The sequence below is a fragment of the Dyella sp. SG562 genome, assembly GCF_011759495.1.
GTDB lineage: Bacteria > Pseudomonadota > Gammaproteobacteria > Xanthomonadales > Rhodanobacteraceae > Dyella_D > Dyella_D marensis.
This window is the reverse complement of record NZ_JAAOYS010000002.1, coordinates 151,181-176,368: the sequence shown is the minus strand read 5'-3', so window position 1 is coordinate 176,368 and position 25,188 is coordinate 151,181. Positions and strand designations below refer to the sequence as shown.

26 protein-coding genes are annotated in these 25,188 nt (G+C 68.0%); 15 read left to right on the top strand and 11 right to left on the bottom strand.

The genetic code is table 11. From position 1 onward, the window contains the following. The first annotated feature begins 414 nt into the window (after positions 1 to 414). Both FHW84_RS04290 and FHW84_RS04285 read left to right on the top strand, forming a co-directional pair. Positions 415 to 951 (top strand): gamma carbonic anhydrase family protein, encoded by a 537-nt coding sequence (locus FHW84_RS04290; RefSeq protein ID WP_167252903.1) that lies wholly within the window; start codon positions 415 to 417, stop codon positions 949 to 951. Beyond that, complete coding sequence (locus FHW84_RS04285; RefSeq protein ID WP_167252902.1) at positions 948 to 1,277, top strand: low molecular weight protein tyrosine phosphatase family protein; 330 nt, start codon at positions 948 to 950, stop codon at positions 1,275 to 1,277. The genes FHW84_RS04290 and FHW84_RS04285 overlap by 4 nt, the downstream gene beginning before the upstream one ends. 88 nt (positions 1,278 to 1,365) lie before the next feature. Here FHW84_RS04285 and FHW84_RS04280 read toward each other — a convergent pair whose 3' ends face one another. The 4 genes from FHW84_RS04280 to FHW84_RS04265 form a co-directional block, all read right to left on the bottom strand. Continuing rightward, the gene (locus FHW84_RS04280) at positions 1,366 to 1,920 is read right to left on the bottom strand and encodes a hypothetical protein (protein WP_167252901.1); all 555 of its coding nucleotides are present in this window, start codon (positions 1,918 to 1,920) and stop codon (positions 1,366 to 1,368) included. A 119-nt stretch (positions 1,921 to 2,039) separates the two neighbouring features. Continuing rightward, on the bottom strand, positions 2,040 to 2,345 hold the full coding sequence (locus FHW84_RS04275; protein ID WP_167252900.1) for a hypothetical protein: 306 nt from the start codon (positions 2,343 to 2,345) through the stop codon (positions 2,040 to 2,042). 60 nt (positions 2,346 to 2,405) lie between these two features. Further along, positions 2,406 to 3,371 carry an energy transducer TonB gene (locus FHW84_RS04270; RefSeq protein ID WP_167252899.1) on the bottom strand — a complete coding sequence of 322 codons (966 nt, stop codon included), beginning with the start codon at positions 3,369 to 3,371 and terminating at the stop codon, positions 2,406 to 2,408. Between the two features lie 129 nt (positions 3,372 to 3,500). Then, positions 3,501 to 5,222: a peptide-N4-asparagine amidase gene (locus FHW84_RS04265; RefSeq protein ID WP_167252898.1), complete on the bottom strand. Its 1,722-nt coding sequence runs from the start codon at positions 5,220 to 5,222 to the stop codon at positions 3,501 to 3,503. 517 nt (positions 5,223 to 5,739) lie between these two features. On the opposite strand from FHW84_RS04265, the gene FHW84_RS04260 reads away from it, so the two are divergent. Next, complete coding sequence (locus FHW84_RS04260; RefSeq protein WP_208399627.1) at positions 5,740 to 6,147, top strand: VOC family protein; 408 nt, start codon at positions 5,740 to 5,742, stop codon at positions 6,145 to 6,147. A gap of 38 nt (positions 6,148 to 6,185) precedes the next feature. Here the strand turns inward: FHW84_RS04260 and FHW84_RS04255 are convergent, their stop codons facing one another. Together FHW84_RS04255 and aroE are read right to left on the bottom strand one after the other, a co-directional pair. Further along, positions 6,186 to 6,446 carry a YkgJ family cysteine cluster protein gene (locus tag FHW84_RS04255; RefSeq protein WP_167252897.1) on the bottom strand — a complete coding sequence of 87 codons (261 nt, stop codon included), beginning with the start codon at positions 6,444 to 6,446 and terminating at the stop codon, positions 6,186 to 6,188. Between the two features lie 3 nt (positions 6,447 to 6,449). Beyond that, the gene (aroE, locus tag FHW84_RS04250) at positions 6,450 to 7,280 is read right to left on the bottom strand and encodes a shikimate dehydrogenase (RefSeq protein ID WP_167252896.1); all 831 of its coding nucleotides are present in this window, start codon (positions 7,278 to 7,280) and stop codon (positions 6,450 to 6,452) included. A gap of 292 nt (positions 7,281 to 7,572) precedes the next feature. Between aroE and FHW84_RS23035 the strand changes: the two genes are divergently transcribed. Then, a complete protein-coding gene (locus FHW84_RS23035) occupies positions 7,573 to 7,830 on the top strand; it encodes a hypothetical protein (protein WP_168648811.1) in 258 nt (85 codons plus the stop codon). A 164-nt stretch (positions 7,831 to 7,994) separates the two neighbouring features. Here the strand turns inward: FHW84_RS23035 and FHW84_RS04240 are convergent, their stop codons facing one another. Beyond that, positions 7,995 to 9,479, bottom strand: a complete 1,485-nt coding sequence (locus FHW84_RS04240; RefSeq protein WP_167252895.1) for a RimK family protein — start codon at positions 9,477 to 9,479, stop codon at positions 7,995 to 7,997. Between the two features lie 245 nt (positions 9,480 to 9,724). On the opposite strand from FHW84_RS04240, the gene FHW84_RS04235 reads away from it, so the two are divergent. Beyond that, complete coding sequence (locus FHW84_RS04235) at positions 9,725 to 10,198, top strand: GNAT family N-acetyltransferase (RefSeq protein WP_167252894.1); 474 nt, start codon at positions 9,725 to 9,727, stop codon at positions 10,196 to 10,198. A gap of 15 nt (positions 10,199 to 10,213) precedes the next feature. On the opposite strand, the gene FHW84_RS04230 is transcribed toward FHW84_RS04235, so the two are convergent. Then, positions 10,214 to 10,897, bottom strand: coding sequence for a hypothetical protein (locus tag FHW84_RS04230; protein WP_167252893.1), 684 nt, complete (start codon positions 10,895 to 10,897; stop codon positions 10,214 to 10,216). 177 nt (positions 10,898 to 11,074) lie between these two features. Here FHW84_RS04230 and FHW84_RS04225 point away from each other — a divergent pair, with 177 nt between their 5' ends. From FHW84_RS04225 to xerC, 4 genes are all read left to right on the top strand, one after another. Next, positions 11,075 to 11,278 carry a lipoprotein gene (locus tag FHW84_RS04225; RefSeq protein ID WP_167252892.1) on the top strand — a complete coding sequence of 68 codons (204 nt, stop codon included), beginning with the start codon at positions 11,075 to 11,077 and terminating at the stop codon, positions 11,276 to 11,278. 8 nt (positions 11,279 to 11,286) lie between these two features. After that, positions 11,287 to 12,129, top strand: a complete 843-nt coding sequence (gene dapF, locus FHW84_RS04220; RefSeq protein ID WP_167252891.1) for a diaminopimelate epimerase — start codon at positions 11,287 to 11,289, stop codon at positions 12,127 to 12,129. Between the two features lie 73 nt (positions 12,130 to 12,202). Beyond that, complete coding sequence (locus tag FHW84_RS04215; protein WP_167252890.1) at positions 12,203 to 12,883, top strand: DUF484 family protein; 681 nt, start codon at positions 12,203 to 12,205, stop codon at positions 12,881 to 12,883. 2 nt (positions 12,884 to 12,885) lie between these two features. Beyond that, a complete protein-coding gene (gene xerC / locus FHW84_RS04210) occupies positions 12,886 to 13,773 on the top strand; it encodes a tyrosine recombinase XerC (protein WP_167252889.1) in 888 nt (295 codons plus the stop codon). 190 nt (positions 13,774 to 13,963) lie between these two features. Here xerC and FHW84_RS04205 read toward each other — a convergent pair whose 3' ends face one another. Next, positions 13,964 to 16,942, bottom strand: a complete 2,979-nt coding sequence (locus FHW84_RS04205) for a TonB-dependent receptor (protein ID WP_167252888.1) — start codon at positions 16,940 to 16,942, stop codon at positions 13,964 to 13,966. A gap of 533 nt (positions 16,943 to 17,475) precedes the next feature. Between FHW84_RS04205 and hslV the strand changes: the two genes are divergently transcribed. The 4 genes from hslV to FHW84_RS04185 all read left to right on the top strand — a co-directional run bounded on the left by hslV (position 17,476) and on the right by FHW84_RS04185 (position 20,537). Beyond that, entirely contained in the window at positions 17,476 to 18,009 is a 534-nt protein-coding gene (gene hslV, locus FHW84_RS04200; RefSeq protein WP_167252887.1) for an ATP-dependent protease subunit HslV, read from the top strand. Positions 18,010 to 18,107: 98 nt separating this feature from the next. After that, positions 18,108 to 19,448 carry an ATP-dependent protease ATPase subunit HslU gene (gene hslU, locus FHW84_RS04195; RefSeq protein WP_167252886.1) on the top strand — a complete coding sequence of 447 codons (1,341 nt, stop codon included), beginning with the start codon at positions 18,108 to 18,110 and terminating at the stop codon, positions 19,446 to 19,448. 38 nt (positions 19,449 to 19,486) lie between these two features. Continuing rightward, on the top strand, positions 19,487 to 20,104 hold the full coding sequence (locus FHW84_RS04190; protein WP_167252885.1) for a hypothetical protein: 618 nt from the start codon (positions 19,487 to 19,489) through the stop codon (positions 20,102 to 20,104). A 28-nt stretch (positions 20,105 to 20,132) separates the two neighbouring features. Next, a complete protein-coding gene (locus tag FHW84_RS04185) occupies positions 20,133 to 20,537 on the top strand; it encodes a hypothetical protein (RefSeq protein ID WP_167252884.1) in 405 nt (134 codons plus the stop codon). A 48-nt stretch (positions 20,538 to 20,585) separates the two neighbouring features. On the opposite strand, the gene FHW84_RS04180 is transcribed toward FHW84_RS04185, so the two are convergent. Further along, a complete protein-coding gene (locus FHW84_RS04180) occupies positions 20,586 to 22,850 on the bottom strand; it encodes a S9 family peptidase (protein WP_167252883.1) in 2,265 nt (754 codons plus the stop codon). A 124-nt stretch (positions 22,851 to 22,974) separates the two neighbouring features. Continuing rightward, positions 22,975 to 23,673 (bottom strand): glutathione binding-like protein, encoded by a 699-nt coding sequence (locus FHW84_RS04175; protein ID WP_167252882.1) that lies wholly within the window; start codon positions 23,671 to 23,673, stop codon positions 22,975 to 22,977. Between the two features lie 114 nt (positions 23,674 to 23,787). On the opposite strand from FHW84_RS04175, the gene FHW84_RS04170 reads away from it, so the two are divergent. Further along, complete coding sequence (locus tag FHW84_RS04170) at positions 23,788 to 24,216, top strand: hypothetical protein (protein WP_167252881.1); 429 nt, start codon at positions 23,788 to 23,790, stop codon at positions 24,214 to 24,216. A gap of 72 nt (positions 24,217 to 24,288) precedes the next feature. Continuing rightward, positions 24,289 to 25,182: a ribokinase gene (gene rbsK / locus FHW84_RS04165; RefSeq protein ID WP_167252880.1), complete on the top strand. Its 894-nt coding sequence runs from the start codon at positions 24,289 to 24,291 to the stop codon at positions 25,180 to 25,182. Positions 25,183 to 25,188 lie beyond the last annotated feature (6 nt).

Genomic DNA, 25,188 nt, shown 5'->3' with positions numbered 1-25,188 from the left:
CCGCCCTCTCCCCGGAGGGGAGAGGGAGAAGTGGGGTGGTGTCGCATACAGGAACGAAGAGCAGAAACTGGCCTCGATTCTTGAACATCCTCTCGGCAACGGCACGTTGAAGCAGCCGCTACGTAAACGCACTGATGTTTCGTGTAGACCCAGGTTAATCAAGTTACCGCAGCCGCCCACCGCTCCTTCTAGTCGCGTCGCGAGCAGTGGCTCTTAGGCCATTCTCTCTTTGGTTACTTTCTCTTTGGGCCAGCAAAGAGAAAGTGACTCGGGCGCCGGCAGGCGTCCGAAATGCCCGCTGCATAAGCGGCCAGTCCGCGGCACCGCAAAAACCAGGCGTGGTCGTTACTGGATCCCGGCCTACGCCGGGATGACAAGCTAGCGCTCAGTCCAACGCGCAAGGACAATGCGCAAATGAGCAACCTCCGTACCTACCGGGGCATAGCCCCCACCCTCGGCGCCCGCGTCTACGTCGACCCCGCCGCCACCATCATCGGCGCAGTCGAACTGGCAGACGACACCTCCATCTGGCCCGGCGCCATCCTCCGCGGCGACGTCCACCACATCCGCATCGGCCCCCGCAGCAACATCCAGGACGGCAGCATCATCCACGTCACCCACGACGGCCCCTACTCCCCCGGCGGCTTCCCCACCCTGGTCGGCGAAGGCGTCACCATCGGCCACGCCGCCGTCATCCACGCCTGCACCATCGAGGACTACTGCCTCATCGGCATGCACGCCACCGTGCTCGACGGCGCCACCGTGAAGAAGTACGGCTTCGTCGCCGCCGGCGCCGTCATCCCGCCCGGCAAGGTGGTGGGCGAACGCGAACTGTGGGTCGGCAACCCCGCCAGGTGCGTGCGCCAGCTGAGCGACAAGCAGGTCGAGCAGCTGCATTACTCCGCCGACCACTACGTGCGCCTGAAAGACGAGTACCTCGCCGCGGGATGAGCACGCTGCGCGTCCTGTTCCTGTGCAGCCGCAACCGGCTGCGCAGCCCCACCGCGGAACAGGTGTTCCGCGGCTGGCCCGGTATCGAAGTCGACTCCGCGGGGCTGGCCGCCGACGCCGAAACACCGGTATCGGCCGAACAGATCGACTGGGCCGAACTCATCGTGGTGATGGAGAACGCGCACCGGCGCCGGCTGCAGTCGCGCCATGCGCGGCAGCTCAAGGACAAGCGCGTGGTGGTGCTGGGCATTCCCGACGACTACGCCTTCATGCAGCCCGAACTGGTCGAGCTGCTGCTGCGCAAGGCCGGTCCGCTGCTCAAGTAGGTTGGGGTGAGCCGAAGGCGAACCCCAACGTGGCGATGCGCTTGAAGCTGGCGGGTTCGCCTCTGGCTTACCCCAAGCTACGGCATGGCTACTGCGCCGGCGCGGAAGACGACGACGTCGCCTGCGACTGGATCACCGCCGCGCGCGCTTCGTCCTCGCGCACCTGGATCTGCCGCTGCGCATCGAGCTTGCCGCCGAGCAGCGCCAGTTTGTAGTTGGTGCCGTCGAATTCGCGCAGCAGGCTCAGCTCGCGCTGCGCCTCGTCGAGATGGTTGTCGTTGATGGCGCGCTCGACGTCGTCCGCGGCCGGCTCGAACAGCTCGTGCAGGCCCGCGGTTGCGGTGGCGTTGTCCGGCTCAAGCTGCAGCGCGCTGAGATAGAACTCGAACGCATTGGCGCCGGCCGGCGCGATCAGCCGCTTCTCGTCCACTGCGCTCCTGGCCAGGCCGAGCATGATGCCTACACCGCTGTCCTGGCCGCCGCTGCTGGCCGCTTCGGCCGGTCCCTTGGCTTGAACGCCCGCACCATCCATGGCGGGCGGGCGCAGGAACGCATACGCGGCGATCGCCGCGGCCGCGAGCAGCGCGATGGAAACCACAAGCAGGCCGCGTCGGGGAAACGCGGCAGGGAACGCACGGGACATGACAGCTGGCCGATGGGATGGAGCGCCCTACACGTGCATTTCACACGGCAGGACGGCGCGCCACGGTAGTCCCGGCAGATGTCAGCGATGTGACGTGCTTGGCAATCGCTTTGTGACGATCAGCGGAAGCCGCCGCCGGTGATGCGGCCGTCCTTGTCCAGCTCGGGAAAGTAGCGGCTGTTGTTGCTGCGCATTTCCATGGTGGTGACCATGTCCGGCGTGACCAGCTGCACGTCGGGGTAGCGCGCATGGAACTGCGCGGGCGTGGGATGCGTGGCGATGAAGGCGTCGAACGCCGCCGTGTCGGTGACGAAGCCGGCGACGGGTTTCACCTCCGTCTTCGCGCCGTCATGCGTCGTGTCATGGCAGGCGCCGGTGGCGATCGCGGCGGCGAGCAGGAACAGGGCGGGCATGGCCTTGCGCATGGCGTGGTTCTCCTGGAAGCAGGCAGCGATTATGCGCCGCGTAGCGCTCTCCGATGGAGTTCACAAATGGAAATCGATGCGCTGGCGCACTTCCATCGGCACCGCGTTGCCGTCGCGCGTACCCGGGGTGAATTGCCAGCGTTCCACCGCGGTAAGCGCGGAACGGTCGAACACGTTGCGCGGCTCGGCGCCGATCACGCCGGCATGGCTGACCGAGCCGTCGGCTTCCACTGTGAAGCGCACGTCGACCCAGCCTTGCCGGCGCGTGCGGCGCGCGTCGTCCGGGTAATACGGTTCGACGCGGCGCTTGAGCACCGGCGAGGTGCTGGCGGCAACAGCAGCCGGCGCGGGTGCGGCCGGATACGGTGCCGGGTTTTCAGCCGGCGCGGCAGGTGTGGGATGCGCCACCGGCGGCGGTGCATTGTTCGCCACTACCGGCGCCGGCGCGGTGGTTACCGGCGCGGCGGCGGAACGCGCCTGCGCCTTCTGCGCCGCGGCCTGCGCCAGCTGTTCCTCCTTGCGCCGGTGGTCTTCCGCCACCTGCGCCTGGGCCTGCAGCTTGGCGCGCAGGATGGTGAGCGTGTAGTTGGCCGGGTCCGCGCGGGTCAGCAGGTCGATCTCGCGCTGCGCTTCGGCCGCATTGCCTTCGCCGATGGTCTGCTCGGCCGCATTCGCGGCGAACGGGAACAGCTCGCGCAGCGCATCCTGCGCCACCGGATTGGCCGGCTCCTGCTTCAACACGCGCAGATACCACTCCACCGCGTTGTCGCCGGCCGGCGCCAGCAGGCGTTGCTGCGCCACCGAGGCGCGGGCGCGCTTGAGCAGGTCGGCGACGCCGCCGGGCGCGCCTTCGCGATGGATCTCGCCGGTGTCGGCGGCGGCGGTATCGGCCACGGTCGGCACGTCGCGGTTGGCGTGCAGCACCCAGGCGATCACGCCACCGGCGCCGGCCAGCAGCACGACGAGAATCAGCAGGGCATAGCGGGTCGCACCCGCGGTGCGGCGGGAAGAGTCGAGCTTTGACATGGCGGCTTCGGCGTGGGGAGACGCGGGGCGCGCCAGCTTAGGGAGGCGATATTGCGGAGATGTTGCCCGCAAAAAGCAAGCTGCAGATCAGGAGGCGCGCGCCGCCGGAGAGCGGCGCGCGCCGGTTCCTTACCAGAGCACCTGCAGGTTGCGGCTGTCGGGCGAGCCGTCCGGATGGGCGATCCACCACACCCGGTTCTGGCCGCCGGGGCAGCCGGTGCCGGAGGCATAGCTGGCGAGCGCGCCGGTGTCGGTGGCGAGGTCCACGCGATAGCAGCTGCCGTAGCTGTCGCGGAAGCTGTAGCCCTGCGTGCTGTGCTGGCCGGTATGGCTGGTGAGCGCACCGCTGGCGTCGAAGTTGAGCGTGTCGCCGGTATCGATGGTGTTGCTCAAGTCAGCCGCATAGGTGGGGAAGCCCAGCCAGCGGCGTTCGGCGTGGCTGGTCAGGCCCTGGTGCACGGTGCTGGCCGCGCTGAGGCTGCCGTCCGCGGCCAGCACCTGGTTGTAGTCCACGCGCAGCGGATACGAAGCCTGCTGGCGCGACTCCACCGTGAGCAGCGGCCCGATCCGGCTGCGGCTGACGCTGTCCACGCTGGTCACCTGCGCCGAGATCTGGTGGAAGGTCGATGCGTTGATGACGAAGCTCTGCGTGTCGTCGAAGCCCACCGTCTGCGCCACCGTGCTCACCACGCGGCCGCTGGAGGTGGTGGTGTAGCCCTCGATCACGAACTGGCGCGAGAGCTTGGTGGTGATGTCGCCTGTCAGGTTGCCGCTGGCGTCGGTGACCAGGGTGTCGCCTATGGCTGGTGTCGGCGCCTGGCCCACCAGCGTGTTGCGCGTGACATGGCCGGTCACTTGCCTGGCATGCGGATCGCGATACACCAGCAGCGCCGCGGTGGCGGAGAAGTAACCGTGCGCACCGGCCACGTTGACCGCCACTTCGTGCGGCGTGCCGTCGCTGAGCTGGCCGGCGAACGGCGTGAGGTCCACGCGGTAGGGCATGAAGTTCAGCGTCTGCACGCCGGGCGTCGGGCGCCACATGTAAGGATCGATGCCACCGGTGTAGATCCACGGATAGATCGGGGCCACGCCGGCCGGCTGGCCGTCGATGCTGACTTCGGCTTCGCGGAAATTGCCGCCGCCGCATTCCTGCGTCTGCGCGGCGTACTGGTCCGGCACGCAGGTGTACCAGAACTCATCGCCGCTCTGGCTTTGCGCGAACACGTCCAGGTAGGCGCGCACCACGTTGCGCGGCAGCGTGAGCGTCTTGGCCAGCTTGTCGGTCGGCGTATTGAGCGTGGTGGTGTTGCCGATCGGGTCGGCGCCAAGCGGATACACCGCATCCGGCACCGGCGCGGCCGGCGCGATCAGCGAGGCGGGATAGAACAGGAGGCGCGCGCTGCCGTGGATCACGCCGGTGTAAGTGTCGTTGACGACGTTGCCGATCACCGCCTGGCCCTTGCCGGGGCTGCGCAGCAGGGCGTCGTAGTCGGTGAGGTCGCGCTCCACGTGCCAGCTCGGCGACACCGTGGCCGAGGGTTCCTGGGTGGTGCCGAAGTAGATGTTCACGCCGCCCAGCCACAGGTTGGCGGTGCGGTCGAACTGGCGTCCGGCGGTGACCGAGAAATCCGCTTCCAGCACCACCTTCGACCACTTGCCCGCGCAGCCGGCCGGCGGCGCGTAGTCGTAGGGGCGCGCATTGAAATCGTTGAAGACGTCATCGTTGAACAACTGCACCACGCACGGCGTGCCCGGCGGACGCGGCACGGCCGGATCGGCCACCACCACGCCCTTCGCACCGATCGGCGGGTCTCCCGCCGCCGCGTGCGCCGCGGCCATGCTCCCGAACATGGCAAACAGTCCGACGGCGATCGCCGGACCGAGACGTACGGAACCCTTCGACGACATGATGCTCTCTCCCCGCATGATGTGGATCCCCCTGGTCGGCGAACGCTAGCACGCGAAGCTTCGCAGGAGCTTGCGGGAGTCGGTATTTGGACGTCTAAATGATTTTTTGAACGTCTAAGTGGCGCGCTTCCATCGAAGCTGTTCCATCGGCGTTACGCCGTGGCCGCTTCCGTCGCCGCCAGATAGCGCAAGGCATGCGCGCTGCCGTCGCCGCACATCGCCGCTTCTGGCCGCTGCGCCATCTCCCGCCGGCTTGCCCATGGGTACGATTAAACCCCCAGACCGATATACAATCCGGACCGCTGCCGTCCGGTAGCCGTAAGCGTTCACGTCAACCAACGCCCAATCCAGCCGCTGCTCCTTCGAGCCGTGGTTGCCGGGTGTTGTATGGCGTCTGCAATGCGATGCGTCCCGCGACCGTGCTCCGAAATCGAAGCGGCTCTACTCTGTGGAGTCTGCAATGCTTACTGTTTCCAGCACCATGAAGTTCAATCACATCAGCTTTCCTTCGCACGATGTGGATGCGACGGCAGCTTTTTTTGTCCGCCATCTCGGTTGTTCCGTTTCGGACTTCGGCAGCAGCAAGATCCTGAAGCGGCACGATTTCGATATCGTCGTGGAGGACGCTGCCGGTCGCGCCGTGCAATGGCCCGACAATTTTCATATCGGGTTCGAATTGCCGAGTGCGGCCGATGTCGTCGCGATGTATGAAGACTTCAAGTTAGCCAGCGTCGTGTTCGAAACGGAGGTGATCCGACACGTGCGGGGGTCGCGCTTCTTCTGCCAGATTCCTGGCGGCGTCCTGGTCGAGATCAATACGCGGGAGGATGCGGCCGAAGCCTACCGGGCCGGTTTTGGCCGGGCATAAGCGCCGAAGAACAGCGGGTGGCGTTTGCCACCCGCTTTTTATGGCGCAGTGAGCTTTTCCAGCTTATCCAGCCAAACTATGGCCTGTCCGCGGTCATGGCCGCACATCTCCGCCGACGGTTGCAGGCGGCCGCAGAAGCCCGGTCGCTCAGGTTTGCCGAAGATCCGGCAGCGGTTGTCGTCGGTCAGTTGCACGCAGCGCACCCCGGCCGGCTTGCCCTGGGGCATGCCGGGGATCGGCGAGCTGATCGACGGCGCGATGCAGCAGGCGCCGCAGCCGGGGCGGCAGGCCAGGCTCATGGCTCAGCCGTATTGGCGGCGCAGTTCGTCGTGCACCGGGTCGGTGTCGGGGCGCTTGCCGTGCCACAACTCGAACGCATCGGCGGCGGTTTCCACCAGCATCCCCAGGCCGTCGAAGGCATGCAGCGCGTTGGCCGCGCGGGCCCAGGCGACGAAGTTGGCGGCGGCCTTGCCGTAGGAGAGGTCGTAGCAGGTGGCGCGGTTGCCGACGAAGCCGAACGGCAGGTCCAGCGGCTTGCCCAGCACGCCGGCCGAGGTGGCGTTGATGATCAGGTCGAAGCTGCCGATGTCGTCCAGGTCTTCCCAGTAGCGGGTATGCGCGCGCACCGGCTCGCCGATGGCGTCGGCCAATGCGTCGGCGGTTTCCGGCGTGCGGTTGACGATGGTCAGCGTGCGCACGCCGGCATCCAGCAGCGACCAGGCCACGCCGCGCGCGGCGCCGCCAGCGCCCAGCAGCAGGGCGTCGTGGCCGCGCAGGTCCATGCGGTGGCGCTCGGTGAGGTCGCGCACCAGGCCGGCGCCGTCGGTGTTGTGCGCGGCGATGCGGCCGTCCGGCAGCGGGGTGAGCACGTTGGCGGTGCCGGCGCGCATGGCCGCTTCGCTGCGCTCGTCGGCCAGCGCGAACGCGGCGGCCTTGTGCGGCAGGGTGACGTTGGCGCCGCGGCCGCCCTCGGCGAAGAAGCGCCGCGCGGCGGCGGCGAATTCGGCCGGCGCGGCATCGATGGTGCGGTACTCCAGCGCGATGCCGAACTGCCGCGCGAAGGCCTGGTGGATCTGCGGCGACAGGGAGTGGGCGATCGGGTGGCCGAAGACGGCGAACTGCGCTGCGCTCATCGAATGCTCCTTGGAAGGGATGGCAGCCTGACATTGTAAGCCCCTCTCCCACCGGGAGAGGGGTTGGGGTGAGGGTACGGGCGGAGCGCAAGAGTGATGTGCTTCGCTCCGGCCGGACCCTCATCCGGCTGCCGCCACCTTCCTCGCTCCTCACAGCCGGGCACATCCCTGTGCCCTCCCCGCGTGCTCCCGGGGGGAGAAGGATTCGTCCTTGGGAGGTAATTGCAACGGTCGCAGGCTATGAGATGGGCCACGCGCAAACTCACTCCATCGACCACGACGGACCGCCGACATGCGCACGCAGACCTCCGATGCCGCCCGCCACCACCGCCTCGCCGCCGGCGCCCTGCTGTGGCTGCTGGCCGGCGCCGTGCTGCTGCTGACCACCCTGGTGCCGGCGCGCACCGATCTGCTCGGCTGGACGCCGGCGTTCTGGCTGCTGGGTGCGCCGCTGGCCCTGCTGCTGGTGCTGGAACCGCGCCTGCCGCGCGACCTGCTCGCGCTGGCGCTGCGCCGCCGGCCGCGGGCACGCCAGGCCGTGTGGCACTGATATCGAAACGACTTCCGCTTGGCAGTGGAGCTTTGGCGCACGGGATGTGCGCCTGAAGGGACGCGATGGCAGTCGCCAGGGTTGGCGGTGCACCTGTCGTCGCGGCGCAGGGAATGGCGCCTCGAGCCCCGGTGATCCAGGAAGGACACCGGGGCGGCCCGACCTCAGTCGGCGATGCCTAAGCGCTTGCGCTCCATGCGCCGCAGGAACTCCTGCATGATGCGCAGGTACAGGTCCTCGCCCAGGTATGCGTCTTCGACACCCGCATCGATCGACGGGTTGTCGTTCACCTCGATCACCACCGGCTTGCCGTCGACCTGCTTGAGGTCCACGCCGTAGAGGCCGTCGCCGATGCCCTGGGTGGCCTTCAGCGCGAGCTTGACCACGTCGCTGGGCGCGTCGCGCACGGGGATGGTCTCGAAGCCGCCGGACTTGTCCGTGCCCTTGGCGCCGTGGTTGTAGATCTGCCAGTGGCCGCGCGACATGTAGTACTTGCAGGCGTACAGCGCCTCGCGGTTGAGCACGCCGATACGCCAGTCGAATTCGGTGTAGAGGAATTCCTGCGCCAGCAGCAGCGAGCTGTGCTGGAACAGTTCGCCGGCGGCCTTCTCCAGCGCCCGCTCGTCCTCCACCTTCATCACGCCGCGCGAGAAGGAACCGTCCGGGATCTTCAGCACCAGCGGATAGCCCAGGCGCGCGGCGATCTCCTTCATGCCCTTGGCGTCTTCGCGGTACAGGATCTCGGTCTTGGGCACCGCCAGCTTGCGCGACACCATCAGGTCGTTGAGGTAGATCTTGTTGGTGCAGCGAAGAATGGAGCTGGGATCGTCCATCACCACCATGCCCTCGCGCTCGGCGCGGTGGGCGAAGCGGTAGGTGTGGTTGTCGCTGGCGGTGGTCTCGCGGATGAACAGGCCGTCGTACTCGGCCAGGCGCTGGTAGTCGTCCTTGCCGATCGGGTCGACCTCGATGCCCAGTTCCTTGCCGGCCTGGATGAAGGACTTCAGCGCCTTCTTGTTCGAAGGCGGCATCGACTCGTTCGGGTCCACCAGCATGGCGATGTCGTAGCGGTAGCGCTTGCGCGCGCGCGGCTTGCGCCACAGCTTCTTGGAGAAGCGGTCCAGCGCCTCGGCGAAGGCGTCTTCCTGGGCATCGTCCAGGCTGTGCAGGCCCACCGGCTTGATCGAGCTCACCTGCCACACGCGGTCGCGCTCGAACTCGATGCGCAGCAGCGGGCAGGGGAACAGTTCGAACACCTGGCGCGCCAGGTCCTGCAGCGCGGTGTAGGCGGTCTCGCCGAAGTACACCAGGATACCGAAGTCGGTGGTGTCGCGCCCGCCGGCGGGCAGGAAGTGGGTGAGCTTCTGGTTGAGGTCTTCGATGTCCAGGCCGTACAGCGAGCGGCGGCGCAGGTCGTTCACCGTGCGCACCGAGGGCATCACCTTGTGGCCGCGCGCCTCGCCCAGCAGCGACACGTAGTAGCCGGTGCCCAGGTACTTGTAGCTGCGGCAGAGGTTGATCACCTGCGTGCGTTCGTCGTCGGTGGAGACCGGCTCGCGCAGGTAGTCCATCGCCGTGACCACGTCGACGGACGGATAGTAGGAACTCCAGTCGGAGGCTTTCTCGACGACGATGACGAGCCGGGCCATGGCACCTTGGGCTTGGGCAGACGAGGGTGTCGTCTCGTCGATGGAACGGGGCGGCACGGAGCGCGCAGTTTCGCACAGGCCGGAGCGTGCACAAGGGAGCGGGATGACTCTCGTCTAAACGCCGCCGCGCCGGCCATGACGCACGGGCGATTGCGAGGCGACCGCCACGGGACTAGAGTGCCGCGCTTCGTTTCGTCCCTCCGCCCCTCGCCGCCGCGTTACCGCCGCACCGGAATCCACCGCCGATGACCCCCATGCCCGCGACCGCCGCCGTGCGTGTGCGACGTGCCGAGCTTTCCGACCTGGACGACCTGGTCGCGCTGGAGGAGCAGAGCTTCGCCGGCGACCGCCTCAGCCGCGCCCAGTACCGCCGCCACCTGGACAGCGAAAGCGCGCAGGTGCTGGTGGCCAGCGCCAATCACCGGCGCTTCCTCGGCACCGCGGTGGTGTTCTTCCGCAAGGGCAGCAAGGTGGCGCGGCTGTATTCCATCGCTACCCGGGCCGAGGCGCGCGGCAAGGGCGTGGGCTCTGCGCTGATCGAGGCGGCCGAGCTGGCGGCCCGGCGCAAGCGCCGGCATGCGCTGCGGCTGGAAGTGCGCACGGACAACCACGCGGCGATCCGCCTGTACGAGCGGCTGGGCTACGCACGCATCGGCCATTACGCGAGTTATTACGAAGACGGCGCCGATGCGTGGCGCTACGAGAAAGCGCTCGGCTGAAGCCGCGGCGGCGGCTCAGCCGCCGAACGGCTGGCCGAGCCGGCGCTCCGTCGCCTCGTCCGGCCGCGCCACCAGCGCGCCGGTGCGCATCAGGCTCACGCTGTAATGCCCTTCGTCGACCAGCGGCAGGAAGGCGCCGCTGCCGAACACGGTGTCCACGCCCGGCAGCCAGTGCGGCAGGTCGAAGGCGCCGGCCTGGTCGAAGCCGATCACCGTGCGCGGCGCCTGCGCTTCCTGCTGCGCGTCGTCGTAGCGGCCGCTGAGGCGGTCCAGCCGGTACAGCGGCGGCAGGCCGGCCAGCAGGGCCGGCGTCTTCCACTTCAGCACCACCGCTTCCACGCGCCACGCATCGCCGGCCAGCTGCACCTGGCGCGTGCTGCCGTCGGGCCAGCGCAGGGTGAGCGCCCAGCGCTGCGGCGACAGGATGCGCGCGTCGATATCCACCACCGGCGCTTCCTCGGACAGCAGGCGATAGCCGCGCAGGCTCCAGCCCATGCCGGCCAGCAGCAGCGTGAGCGCGAAACCCGCCAGCAGCAGCAGGCTGCGCAGCGCGGCGGCGGCGCGCTGGCGCGCCTGCAGGCGTGCGCGCAAGGCGATCAGCTGGGCCAGGGCGAACAGCAGGGCGATCGCGGCAAGCGCCAGCAGGATCGTGCTGGGCAGGCGCAGCAGCGTGGTCCAGTCCTGCGTGTTCCAGTCCATCGTCGTTCGGATCTCTCGGTGCCGCGGTGCGGCCGGTGCGCGCATGATAGCGAGTCGCGCCGGCCGCTCCGTGCGGCGGCGTGCGCGGTGCGTCATGGAATGCGGACGCGGACGGTTCATGCAGCCCGGCGGCTGCGCCTCGCTATACTGCCGCGGACTCCGTAGGAACCCACCCCCATGCGCCGATCCATCCTGCTGCTTCCGCTGCTCTGCGTCGCCGCCGCCGCGCTTTCGGGCTGCGGCAACAAGGGCCCGCTGTACATGCCGCCGCCGAAGCCGGCGCCCGCACCGGCCAACACCGTGCCGCCGCAGCCCACGCAGACGCCCACCACCATGCCGCCGGCTCCGGCCGCCAGCGCGGCGCAGCCGGCTTCGCACTGAGGCAAGCGATGACGCTGCGCTTTTCCAAGATGCACGGCATCGGCAACGACTTCGCCATGGTCGATGCCCGCGCGGCCGGCTTTGCGCTGGACGCCGAAGAAATCCGCGCCATGGCCGACCGCCACGGCGGCGTGGGCTTCGACCAGCTGATCAGCATCGAGGCGCCGCGCGATCCGTCCTGCCGCTTCTATTACGGCATCTGGAACGCCGACGGCACGCCCTCGGGCCAGTGCGGCAACGGCGTGCGCTGCGTGGCCGCCTGGCTGCACCGCGCGGGCGAGTTGCCGCTGGGCGAGACGGTGCGGCTGGAAAGCCCGTCCGGTTCGGTCGCGGTGCGCCTGCTGGCGGCGGATCGCGTCACGGTGGACATGGGCGAGCCGGCCTTCGCACCGGCGCAGATTCCCTTCGATGCCGCCGCACCGTCCGAACGCTACACGCTGGACACCGACGGCCACACGCTGGAGATCGGCGCCGTGTCGATGGGCAATCCGCACGCGGTGGTGGCGGTGGACGACCTGGGCGCGCCCGAGCTGTACCGCCTGGGTCCCGCGCTCACCGCGCATCCGCGTTTCAGGCAGGGCGTCAACGCCGGCTTCGTGCGCATCGTGGACCGCGCCCATCTGCGCCTGCGCGTGCACGAGCGCGGCAGCGGCTGGACGCGCGCCTGCGGCACCGGCGCCTGCGCCGCGATGGCGGTGCTGCGCCAGCGCGGCGAGGTGGACGACAGCGTGCAGGTGGACCTGCCCGGCGGCCGCCTGCAGATCGATTGGCAAGGGCCCGGCCACACCTTGTGGATGACCGGGCCGGCCGCCTTCGCGTTCGAAGGCGAATGGCTGGGCGGGGCGCATTGAAGCGCCGCCCGGGCCAGCACACACTCCGGACCGGGCAGCGAACCGGCCGCACCGGTTGACGAGGTACCCGCGCATGACCGACACCGCTCTGGACGACACCCTCACGGCCAACGAGGTGGCGGCCTATCTGCGCCGCCATCCGGGCTTCCTCAATGAATTCCCCGAACTGGCCGGGCAGCTGGAACTGCCGCGCGAGCAGGGCCAGGTCGCCTCGCTGGCGGCCTACCAGACGCAGAACCTGCGCGAGAAGAATGCCGAGCTGGAACGCCGGCTGGCGGAGCTGACCCGCATCGCGGCCGAGAACGAGCGGCTGATGCAGCGCATCCACGAGCTCAACGTCGCCGTGCTGCGCGCCGGCACGCCGGCGGTGGCCGCGCGCAGCGTGATCGCGCGGCTGGCCGAGGATTTCCAGACCGACCAGGTGCGCCTGCTGGTGTACGACCTGGAGCTGCCGCCGGCGGACTGGCTGGTGCGCGCGCCCGGCGGCCCGAAGGCGCTGCCGGAATTCGCCGAGTTCTTCGCCCATCACGAACCGGTCGCCGGCCGCCTTTCCGCCGAACGCCTGTACCGCCTGTTCGGCGACGAAGCGCCGCAGATCCATTCTTCCGCGCTGATGCCGCTGGACGGCCTGGGCATGCTGGCGATCGGCAGCCGCGATCAGGACCGCTTCCAGCCCGGCATGGGCACGGTGTTCCTGAAGATGATCGCCGCCACCGTGACCGCCGCCCTGCAACGTTCGCGGGACGGCGCCTGAGCATGAACCCGCGCGGCCAGGTCGAGGTCTGGCTCGCCCGCCTCGCCGGCGAGCGCAAGGCCTCGCCGCATACGGTGGATGGCTACCGGCGGGATCTCGACAAGCTGCTGCGCTGGATGGAAGCCCAGCAGATCGATGCGTTCTCGCGCCTGGATGCGCACCGCATGCGCGGCTTCGTCGCCGCCGAGCATCGCGCCGGCCTTGCGCCGAAGAGCCTGCAGCGCCTGTTGTCGTCCTGCCGCAGCCTGTTCCGCCAGCTGCGGCGCGAGGGCCTGCTCGACAACGATCCGGTGGCCGGCGTGCGCGGCCCGAAGGTGCACCGCAAGCTGCCGCAGGTGCTGGACGTGGACGAAGCCACCACGCTGGTGGAATCGGGCGGCGACGGCGCGCTGGGCGTGCGCGATCGCGCGATGCTGGAACTGTTCTATTCCTCGGGCCTGCGCCTTTCCGAACTGGTCGGGCTGCGCTGGCTGGACCTGGACCTGGAAGCCGGCGAGGTGCGCGTGCTCGGCAAGGGCAGCAAGACGCGCATCGTGCCGGTGGGTCGGCATGCGGTGACGGCCTTGCGTGCATTGGGCGAGACCGGGCAGAAGACGCCGGAATCCCCGGTGTTCCGCGGCCGCGGCGGTGCGCCGATCAGTCCGCGCACGGTGCAGGCGCGCCTGAAGCAGCTGGCGCTTGCGCAAGGTTTCGCCAAGCGCGTGCACCCGCATCTGCTGCGCCATACCTTCGCCAGCCACATGCTGGAATCCTCCGGCGACCTGCGCGCCGTGCAGGAACTGCTCGGCCACGCCGACATCGCCACCACGCAGATCTACACCCACCTGGATTTCCAGCACCTGGCCAAGGTGTACGACGCGGCGCATCCACGGGCGAAGCGCAAAGGGTAGGTTGGGGTGAGCCGCGGGCGAACCCCGACGTCGCGGCCTTCAGCCATTCCGCATTGTTGGGGTTCGCCTGTGGCTCACCCCAACCTACGACGCGGCGCTGGAGCCAAAAAAAAGACCACCGGCCAGCGGTGGTCAAAGGGGAGAGCCGCCACGGCGATCTTCCGCCGCCGTGGCGCTCGCGGTTGCGCGTTTACAGGCTGAAGTCGTAGCGGGCGCCGAACTGGATGTAGCGCGGCGTCTGGTACGACAGGGGCTGGGTGTAGCTGAGGTTGGGCGCGCCGCTGCCGGTTTCGCCCGACTCGTTGATGCTCTGCACCGTCTGCTTGTCGAACACGTTGACCACGGTGGCGCTGAAGGTCAGGTTGTTCCTGGCGAACGACGGCGCGTACTGCACGCCCAGATCCAGGCGGTACGTCCACGGCAGGCGGCCCTGGCTGCCGCGCGGCGTCGGCTGGCCCTTGCAGTAGAAGTACGAGGCGCCGTAGTTCATGTCGGCCGGGATGTCGCCCGGGTACACGCCGATGCAGTTCTTCGGACGGCCCGACTGGATCAGCACGTTGGCGCTGACCAGCCACTCGGGGTTGATCTGGTAGTAGCCGTAGGCACGGACCTGGTGCGTGCGGTCGTTGGCCTCGGGGCCGTTCGAGCCGATCATCAGCTCCTTGTGGTCCCAGTCCTGCGTCACGGACGGATCGAGCTGGCCGATGTCGGACTTGAGCAGGCCTTCGGAGTTGCCGTAGCTGCGCGAGAAGGTGTAGTCGAGGCGGCCGTACCACTTGCCGTCGAAGCGATGCTCCAGGTAGGCGTCGAGCGCGTAGTACTTGCGCTTGGCTTCCGGCAGGCCGATGTCGTTCTTGCTGAGCTTGATGTCTTCCAGCTTGCCGTCGCCGTCGAGGTCGATCAGGAAGCGGTTGGACGCGCCCGGGTTGATGATGTAGCAGGCCGGCGACGGATCGGCGTAGTTCACGCCGTGGTCGGCGGCCCACTTGATGAACGGGCGGTCGTCGCACCAGTCGTCGATGATGCTGCGCAGCTTGCGGTAGCGCACCTTGGCGCCGAAGGTCCAATGGTCGGCGAACTGCTGGTCGAAGCCCAGGATGTACTCGTCCTGGTAGTAGGCCTTGAGGTTCTGCGCCGAGATCGAGCGCGGGTCGGGCGGGGTACCGTCGGCACCGTTGGCGTAGACCACGTTTTCGATCGGATGCCAGTTCGGCGGCGTGCCGTTGGTGTTGACCGCGCCGTCGTAGGTGCCCCACTGGGTTTCGTACAGCGAGCCGGACGCGCCGCGCACAGCGACGTTGTTCGGGATCGCCAGGTGGTAGCGGCCGGCGTTGGCGTAGATCTTCAGGCTGGAATCGCCCATCACGTCCCACGACAGGCCCAGGCGCGGCGCCAGCTGGTGGCGCTGCTTGGCGAACACGTCGTTGTCGGCGTTGAGGTTCTCGAACTGCTCGTTGCGCAGGCCCACATAGGCCAGCCAACGGTCGGTCACCTGCCAGTGGTCTTCGAGGTACTGCGCCTGCTGGCGCACCTTGGCCTGGCCGATGGCGCGGAACACATAGCGCTCGACGATGCCGGTGTGGCCCGGCGGCACCGCCAGGTTGCCGCGCGATTCGATCACGCCGCTGGCCGGGTTGTCGTAATAGAACCAGCCCACGCCGCCGGAGGTGTCCGAACCGTTGAGCGAGGTGACGTTGTAGTGGTCGACACCGGCGCGCAGGTCGTGGCTGCCCAGGCGGTATTCCAGGTTCAGATGCCAGCCGTTGGTTTCGTCGTACGCGCCCGGCGCGGCGATGCCGCTGGAGATGTTGCAGCCCTGCAGGCGCTGCGACGGCGGCACGCTGTCGCGGTTGTCCTGGAAGTACGTGCAGCTGGAACCGGAGGTGAGGTCGACGTGGTCGGTGCGCTCCTTGCCGTACAGCGCATCCACCGTGAGGTTGTCGGTGATGTAGCCGGTGTAGCGGCCCACGTAGACCTGGCCGCCCGGCGAGGAGCCGGCCGTGCCCTGGTTCTTCTGGCTGCGCCAGCCCTTGTGGTTGTACTGGATGTCGTTGACGCCGTCGTACACGAACTGGTCGGCGTAGGTGGACGCGGTGTCGCTCAGGCCGGTCAACTCGATGATGTGGTTGTCGGTGATGTTCCAGTCGACCTTGGCCAGCCAGCGGTTGGTCTTGTTGGTGTTGTACGAGCGGGTGGTGTTCTTGCTGAGCGAGTAGGTGTCGTTCTCCGACTTGATGCGCTCGGCGGCGCCGAAGAAGAACAGCTTGTCCTGGATCAGCGCACCGCCCAGGTAGGCGGCATAGGTGGTTTCCCACAGCTTGGCCGAGTGCTTGTCGCGGCCGGTGATCTGCGCGCCGTCGCCGGGGCGGTAGGTGGGCTGCTCGGTCTCGCGCAGGCCGGCGGGCGTGTACAGCACCTGCATGCCGCCCTTCCATTCGTTGGTGCCGCGCTTGGTCACGATGTTGACCACGCCGCCGGTCGAGCGGCCGTACTCGGCGCCGTAGCCGCCGGTGAACACCTGTTCCTGTTCGATCGAGTTGAACGGCAGGCTGGTGGCGCCCAGGCCGGTGAGCGGATTGGTCACCGGGAAGCCGTTGACGTAGTACTGGTTCTCCGCCGCGGACGAGCCGCCCAGCGAAACGGCATTGCCGTAGCGCGAGTCGGCATTCACCGCACCCGGCGCCAGCAGTACCGCGGCGTTCACCGTCTGCGGCATCGGCAGGCGGCGCAGCTGTTCGGCATTGAGCACGGTGCGCGTGTCCACCGAGGACACGTCGATGGCCGGGACGGCGCTGGCCACCACGCTCACGCCTTCAAGATTCCTGGCGCCGCTGGCGGCGGTGGCGGCCGCGCCGAAGGTCACTTCGGTACTGGTGCCGACGTTGACCTGGACGGCGTCGCGGCTGTCCACGGTCTGGCCGTTGCGCTGCACGGTCACTTTGTACACGCCCACCGGCAGCGAACCGGCGCGATAGCGGCCGTCCGCATCCACCGCGACGTCGCGGCTGATGCCGGTGGAAGGATTCTCGACATGCACCGTGGTACCCGGTGCGGCTTCGGTGCGGCCGAAGATGGCACCGGAGGCATTGGACTGCGCCAAGGCGACGGTACCGACGAAACAGCTGCCCAGAGCCAGGGCCAGCACGCTCAGACGCAGCGGACCGCCCAACGATCTCCTGCTCGAATTGCTACTGCTCGACATTGGTTGTGATCTCCCCATGACACCCCTTGCGGGGCGGACCCGGCCCACCCACGCGGGCGGAAAAACCGGACTTCGAGGGGTCGCTCCCATGCAGCCGGACGCGAGCGGACGATCACTGCCTTTTGAAATCAGCCTCTTATGGATTTGAATCGATCTAAATTCCGAACTACAGAATATGGATCGATCCAAATTCCAAGCCAGATCTTTTCGGCATGACTGCCCGGTTCGCTGCGGCGATGTGAGGCTTCTCGCACGGCCCTGCTGGGCCGTTTCCCCGTGAGACGCCTTCCTCCCTCTCGCCCGCCACAAGTTCATGCGGCGGAACCCCTCTTCCCGCAGTAAAAAGCGTGTGAAGGCTGCTGTCAATCGCAAAAAGTCCGAATTCCCATGCTGCGTGGCAGCAATCTCTTGCGCCGCGGCCGCCGGTGGCGGACGTCATGGACTTGGGTTTGGGCCGCGCTCTCCCCACATCCTGTGCTCCGCATCCGAGGCAGCTCCCCATGGAATCGTTCCACGCCACCACCATCGTTTCGGTCCGCCGCAATGGCCGCGTCGTGATCGGCGGCGACGGCCAGGTCACCCTGGGCAATACGGTGATGAAGGCCAATGCGCGCAAGATCCGCCGCCTCGGCAAGGGCGACGTGCTGGCCGGTTTCGCCGGCGCCACCGCCGACGCCTTCACCCTGTTCGAGCTGTTCGAGGAAAAGCTGGCCAAGCACAGCGGCAACCTCACCCGCGCCGCGGTGGAAATGGCCAAGGAATGGCGCACCGACCGCCGCCTGGGCCGCCTGGAAGCCATGCTTTCGGTGGCCGACCGCGACGCCTCGCTGCTGATCTCCGGCAACGGCGACGTGCTCGAACCCGAGCACGGCCTGATCGCGATCGGTTCCGGCGGCCCCTATGCGCAGTCCGCGGCGCTGGCGCTGCTGGAGAACACCGAGCTGGACGCGCGGCAGATCGTCGAGCGCGCGCTGAAGATCGCCGGCGACATCTGCATCTATACCAACCACAACACGACGATCGAAGAGCTGTGACGTCTGCGGGGAACGGGGAACAGGGAACGGGAGCCCGTTCGCTGTTGCTTCGCTACCCGTTTCCCTGATCCCCGGTCCCCGTTCCCCGAGCAAAAGCCATGTCCGAACTCACTCCCCGCGAAATCGTCAACGAACTCGACCGCTACATCATCGGCCAGCACGACGCCAAGCGCGCCGTGGCGATCGCGCTGCGCAACCGCTGGCGCCGCATGCAGCTGGAGCCGAACCTGCGCGACGAAGTGACGCCGAAGAACATCCTGATGATCGGCCCCACCGGCGTGGGCAAGACCGAGATCGCGCGCCGCCTGGCCAGCCTGGCCAATGCGCCGTTCGTGAAGGTGGAAGCGACCAAGTTCACCGAGGTCGGCTATGTCGGCAAAGATGTGGAATCGATCGTCCGCGACCTGGCCGACGTGTCCTACAAGCTCACCCGCGAGCAGGCGGTCAAGCGCGTGCGTTCGCAGGCGGAAGACCGCGCCGAGGACCGCATCCTCGACGCCCTGCTGCCGCGCCGCCAGTCGCCCACCGACTGGTCGCAGGACCACGAGCAGGCGCCGGCGATCGAGAACGATACTCGCCAGAAGCTGCGCAAGCAGCTGCGCGAAGGCGCGCTGGACGAGCGCGAGATCGAGCTGGATTTCGCCATGAACGTGGGCGTGGAGATCATGTCGCCGCCCGGCATGGAGGAAATGGGCCAGCAGCTGCGCCAGATGTTCCAGAACATCGGCGGCGCCAAGTCGCAGAAGCGCAAGCTGGCGATCAAGGTCGCGCGCCCGCTGCTGATCGACGAGGAAGCCGGCAAGCTGCTCAACGACGACGAGATCCGCGCGCAGGCGGTCTACGTCGCCGAGCAGAACGGCATCGTCTTCATCGACGAGATCGACAAGATCGCCCAGCGCTCCGAATGGGGCGGCGCCGGCGTCAGCCGTGAAGGCGTGCAGCGCGACCTGCTGCCGCTGGTGGAAGGTTCCACCGTGTCGACCAAGTACGGCCCGATCAAGACCGACCACATGCTGTTCATCGCCTCGGGCGCGTTCTCGCTGGCCAAGCCCTCCGACCTGATTCCGGAGCTGCAGGGCCGCCTGCCGATCCGCGTGGAACTGTCCGCGCTGTCGGTGGACGACTTCCAGCGCATCCTGAGCGAGCCGCACAACGCGCTGACCAAGCAGTACGTGGCCCTGCTCGGCACCGAGAGCGTGACGATCGAATTCACGGAGTCGGGGGTGAACCGGCTGGCCGAGGTCGCCTTCCAGGTGAACGAACGCACCGAGAACATCGGCGCCCGCCGCCTGCATACCGTGATGGAGCGGCTGCTGGAGAAAATCTCCTTCGAAGCTGCCGACAAATCCGGCGAAAAATACCTGATCGACGCCGAATATGTCGATAAGAACCTGGCGAGCCTGGTCAAGGACGAGGACCTGAGCCGCTACATCCTGTAAACATGGGGAAAGACCCCCGCTGATAGAATTCGTGGTGTATGGGAAAGGTGATCGAACTTAAGACGACGGGCCAGCGCGCTCAGCTGCGCGAGGCGCAGCAGCAGCAACAGCTGGTCCGTCTATGGCGCGGTGAACTCGAACACGGCAGCTTCTGCGGCTATGTGGGCGGGGTCGGCCGCGAATTCTTCCTGCTGTGGGTGGTCGGCGACGCCATCACGTACGACGGCATGTACGTGATGCGGCACCGCGACATCACCGAGCTGGAAGCGCCCGACAAGCACGCCCCCTTCATGGAGAAAGCCCTGGCCATGAAGCAGCTGCTGCCGCGGCCGCCGCGCGGTTTCCCGCTGGACGATATCCGCGAGGTGGTGCAGGCCGCCGCCAAGCAGGCGCCGGTGATCGGCGTGCACGTGGACAGCGAGGACGAGGCCGAGGTCTGCTACATCGGCAAGCTGATTTCCTTCGAGGACGACGGTTTCTACATGCAGGAGATCAGCCCCGACGCCGAATGGCTGCGCGAGGCTTCGTTCTTCTCCTGGGACGAGGTGTCCACCGTCAGCATCGAGGACGGCTACGCGCTGGCCCTGCTGGCCGTGGCCGGCACGGCGCCGCCGCTGGAACAGGGCGATTCGGGCGTCGGTGGCCACGCCCAGTGAGCGCGCCGCGCCAGGTCCGCATTGCGTGATGGATGACGCCTTGCCGGGCCGCCGCAAGCTGTACCTTCTGTTCTTTCTGATCGGCGCGGGCAGCACGGCCTGCGCCTCCGACACGCCAGGGAGCTCCATCGTCATGGCCGACACCGACAGCACCGCCACGTCCACGCCGTCCCAGCCCGCCACGCGGGTGCAGCTGATCGTCAGCTTCCGCGACGGCACCCCGCTCGAAACCATGCGCACCGCCTGCGATGCCGCCGGCGCCACTTATGTGCGCGACATCGGCTGGGCGCCGGCCATCGTGGTGCTGCTGCCGGAAGGCATGTCGGCGGAAGAGGGCATGGTGCGCTTCCGCGCGCAGCCCGGGGTCATCAACGTGGAAGTGGACGGCAAGGTCCGCGCCGATCCGATCCGCGGTCCCAGCATCAACAAGTAATCCGCCGCACCGCGCAAAAAAAGCCCGCCGACCGGCGGGCTTTTCTGCTTAAGGCGCGACCGAAGCCGCGGCCGCCGGCTTCGGCGCCGCCGGCAAGGCAGCACCCTTGATCTCGCGATCGAAGAAGTTCGCGATCAGGTGGTACACATGGCTGCGCTGCCCCGGCAGGTTCAAGCCGTGCTTGGCACCGGGGTAGGCCATGAACTGGAATTGCGTGCCGCGCTTCTGCAGCTCGGCCATCAGCTTGGTCGAGTTGACGAACAGTACGTTGTCGTCGGCCATGCCGTGCACCAGGTACAGCTTGCTGGTCAGGCCGTCGAGCCAGGCGAACGGGCTGCTGCGCGTGTAGCCGGCTTCGTTGTCCTGCGGGCGGCCGAGGTAGCGCTCGGTATAGAAGGTGTCGTACAGGCGCCAGTCGGTGACGGGCGCCACCGCCACGCCGCCGGCGATCTCCTTCGAAGCCTTGGCCAGCAGCATGGTGGTCATGTAGCCGCCGTAGCTCCAGCCGAACACGCCGATGCGGCGTCCATCGACCCAGGGCTGCGCCTTCAGCCAGTCGATGCCGGCGAGCTGGTCGTCCACCTCGGCGGCGCCGAGCTGTTCGTAGATCGGATCCTCGAACTTGCGGCCGCGCCGCGCCATGCCGCGGTTGTCCAGGGTGAACACCACATAGCCCTGGTTGGCCATGTACTGGTTGAAGTAGTCGCCCCAGCCATTGGCCACCAGCTGCGCGTGCGGGCCGCCGTAGTAGGTGTCGAACACCGGGTACTTCTTGGTCGGATCGAAACCCGCCGGCTTGTACAGGCGGTAGTACAGCGTCTGCCCGTCCGCGCTCTTCAGCGTGCCGAACTCCGGCTTGATCAGGCTGGCGCGGTAAGGCCAGAACGGATGCTTCTCGTCGAGCTTGTTCTGTTCGATCCAGCTGAGGAAGGCGCCGTCCGGCTTGTGCACGCTGACCTGCGGCGGCGTGTCGGCGCTGGAATAGGTGTCCAGGTAGAACGCGGCATTCGGCGCGAACTCGGCGATATGGCTGCCGTCGCCCTTGCTGATGCGCACCGGCGCATTGGCCGTGCTGCCGTCCAGCTTCAGCGCGTAGACCTGGTGATCCGGCACGAAGTCGCGGTTCGAGCCGACGTAGACCGTGCCCGCATGCTCGTCCACCGCCAGCACGCCGTCGATCTGCCAGTCGCCCTGGCTCACCGGATGCCTGAGCTTGCCGTCGATGCCGTACAGGTACAGATGATGGAAGCCGCTGCGCTCGCTGCCCCACAGGAAGCTCTTGCCGTCCTTGAGAAAGCGCAGGTCGTCGTTGAGGTTGATCCAGGTGTTGCTGGTGTCGGTGAGCAGGCTGCGCTGCGCCAGCGTCTTCGCATCCACCAGGCGCAGCTCCAGCTTCTGCTGGCTGCGCGGCATGCGCTGGTAGCTCAGGTGCTTGCCGTCCGGCAGCCAGTTCACGCGCACCAGGTAGATGTCGCCGTCCTTGCCCAGATCCACCCAGCGCGGCGCGCCGCCGGTGGGCGCGACCAGGCCCAGCTTCACCGCCACGTTGGGATCGCCCGCGGCCGGATAGCGCTGCTCGATCACGTCGGTGCGGTCGGCATACACCTCGGTGCGCTTGACCACCGGCACCTTGGCCTCGTCATAGCGCTCGAAGGCGATGGCGCTGTCGTCCGGCGCCCACCAGTAGCCGCTGCTGCGGCCCATTTCCTCCTGCGCCACGAACTCGGCCTCGCCGTTGTGCACGGTGCCGCCGCCGTCGCGGGTGAGCTGGCGCGCGTCGCCGCTTTCCAGGTCGATCACCCACAGGTTCTGGTCGCGCACGTAGGAGACGTAGCGGCCCTTGGGCGAGATCTTCGGATCGATCGCGTCGCCGCCGGTCTCCAGCGCGCGCGGCGCCGGCCTGGCCGCGGCCAGGTCGTACAGGTACAGCTTGCCGCCGATGGGAAACAGCAGCTGCCTGCCGTCCGGCGACCACTGGTAGCTGAGGATGCCGTGCAGCCCCGCGGTGCGGGCGCGCTCGCGGCGTGCCTTTTCCGCATCCGACAGCTGCTCGCCCTGCGGCTCCAGCTTGCGCGAATCGACCAGCATGCGCGTGCTGTTGTCCTTGGGCCGGTATTCCCACAGGTCCAGCTGGAACTGGTCGTCCGGCCGCGCGCGCAGGAAGGTGATGCGGCTGCCGTCCGGCGAGATCTGCAGGCCGCGCGGCGCGGGGCCGGCGAGGCTGCCGCCGTCGAAGATGCGTTCGATGGTGAGTTTTTCGGCCATGGTCGGCAGGGTCACCATCGTGAGGGCGGCGAACAGAAGGGCGCGCATGGATACTTCCTTGGACTGCTGGCGGGGCGCAAGAACAAGCGCGGATTAAAACCCGTCATGCTGCGCGAAGCCAGCCTTTTCCCGGGAAAAAGCGCCGCATCGGGTTCGATGCGGCACCACGGCCTCAGCGTTTCGCACCCTGGCCGAACAGCACCTTGCGCGCTTCCTCGTCCTGGCTCAGGTCGAAGCGGTCCTTGATCGATTCGCCGATTTCATAGGCTTTTTTCGTGGCCGGCCGCTCGGCGATGGCCTGGAACCACAGCTTCAGATGCGGGAAATCGTCCAGCGACATGCCCTGCGCCTCGTGCGAAACGATCCACGGATAGCAGGCCATGTCCGCAATGCTGTAGTCCTTGCCGCCGATGAACGCGCGGCCGTCGAGCTGCTTGTCGAGCACGCCGTACAGGCGGCGCGTTTCGTTGACGTAGCGGTCGATCGCGTAGGGGATCTTCTCCGGCGCATAGCGGTTGAAGTGATGGTTCTGCCCCAGCATCGGGCCCAGCCCGCCCACCTGCCAGAACAGCCACTGCAGCACCTTGTAGCGCTCGCGCGTGTCCTTCGGCAGGAAACGGCCGGTCTTCTCCGCCAGGTATTCCAGGATGGCGCCGGACTCGAAGATGCTCAGCGGCCCGCCGCCATCGGCAGGCGCGGTGTCGACGATGGCCGGCATGCGGTTGTTCGGCGCGATGGCCAGGAAATCCGGCTTGAACTGCTCGCCCTTGCCGATGTTCACCGGCTTGATCTCGTAGGGCAGGCCGGCCTCTTCCAGGAAGAGCGTGATCTTGTGGCCGTTCGGCGTGGGCCAGTAGTGCAGTTCGATCATGAGGTGATCCTCGGGCGGCAATGCACAGCGATGTTCGGGTCCGGCGCGTGCCTTTCAAGTCAACGCCCGGGCCCCGGGGGCCGTTCCCGGGCGCACCTCTCAAGGAGCCGCGCCATGAAGACCCGCCTGTGCCTGATCGCTCTCGCCCTCGCCGCCGCCTTCGGCGCCCACGCCCAGGACAACGGCGCACCGCCGCCGGACGGCCAGGCCATGCACGGCCAGCGCCGTCCGCCGGATCCGCAGGAACGCGCCCAGAAGCTGGCCAGGCACCTCGACCTCAACGCGCAGCAGCAGGCCCAGGTCGCCGGCATCCTGCAGGCCCAGCAGCAGAAGATGCAGAGCTTGCGCGGCAGCGCCAGGGGCCAGGACCGCCGCGACCAGGCGCGCGCCATCATGGAGGACGGCGACCGCCAGATTCAGTCCGTGCTGAGCGACAGCCAGCGCCAGCGCTACCTGGCCATGAAGGAACGCATGATCGAGAAGCGCCAGGAAAAGCAGGGCACGGCCGAACCCTCCAAGCCGATGCCCGATACCGGGCACTGAGCGCACTCCACCGGCACGCGCGCCATCCCGTATGCTCGGCGGCGATTTTCCCCACCGAGTTCCGGAGCAGGTATGGCGCGCGTCGTCGTGGTCGGCAGCATCAACATGGATCTGGTCACGCTGGCTGAGCGCTTTGCCGGGCCGGGCGAGACCGTGCTGGGCGAGCGCTTCCTCACCATCCCCGGCGGCAAGGGCGCGAACCAGGCCGTGGCCGCCGCGCGGCTCGGCGCCGAGGTGGCCCTGGTCGGCGCGCTCGGCGACGACGCCTTCGGCCAGCAGCTCTACGACGGCCTGGCGCGCGAAGGCATCGCGCTCGACCACGTGCGACGCATCGCCGACTGCGGCAGCGGCACCGCTTCGATTACCGTGGCCGGCGGCGAGAACGAAATCATCGTGGTGCCCGCCGCCAACGCACGCGTGACACCCGCGCAGGTCGAAGCGGCCAGCGACGCGATCGCCCGCGCCGACGCCGTGCTGGTGCAGATGGAAATCCCGCTGGAAAGCGTCGAAGCCACCTTGCGCCTGGGCCAGCGCCTGGGCGTGCCGGTCATCCTCAACCCCGCACCGGCGCAGCGGCTGCCGGTGGAGTGGCTGCGGCTCGCCCGCTATGTCACGCCCAACCAGCACGAACTGGCCATCCTGCTCGGCGCCGATGCCGAACAGGATTTCCGCGCCCTGATGCGCCAGGCCCCCAGCCCCGTGGTGCTCACCCGCGGCAACGAAGGCGCCTGGTACCGCGAAGACGGCGACCCCGCACACCAGCCCGGTTTCAAGGTAGACGCGGTCGACACCACCGGCGCCGGCGACACCTTCAACGGCGCCCTCGCCGTATTCCTGCACGAAGGCTTGCCGCAGGCGGTGCGCAAGGCCTGCGCGGCCGCGGCGCTGTCCGTCACGCGCCTGGGCGCGCAGGGCGGCATGCCGACGCTGGCGGAGCTCGATGCGTGGCTTGCGCAGCAGCCCTGAGCGCGT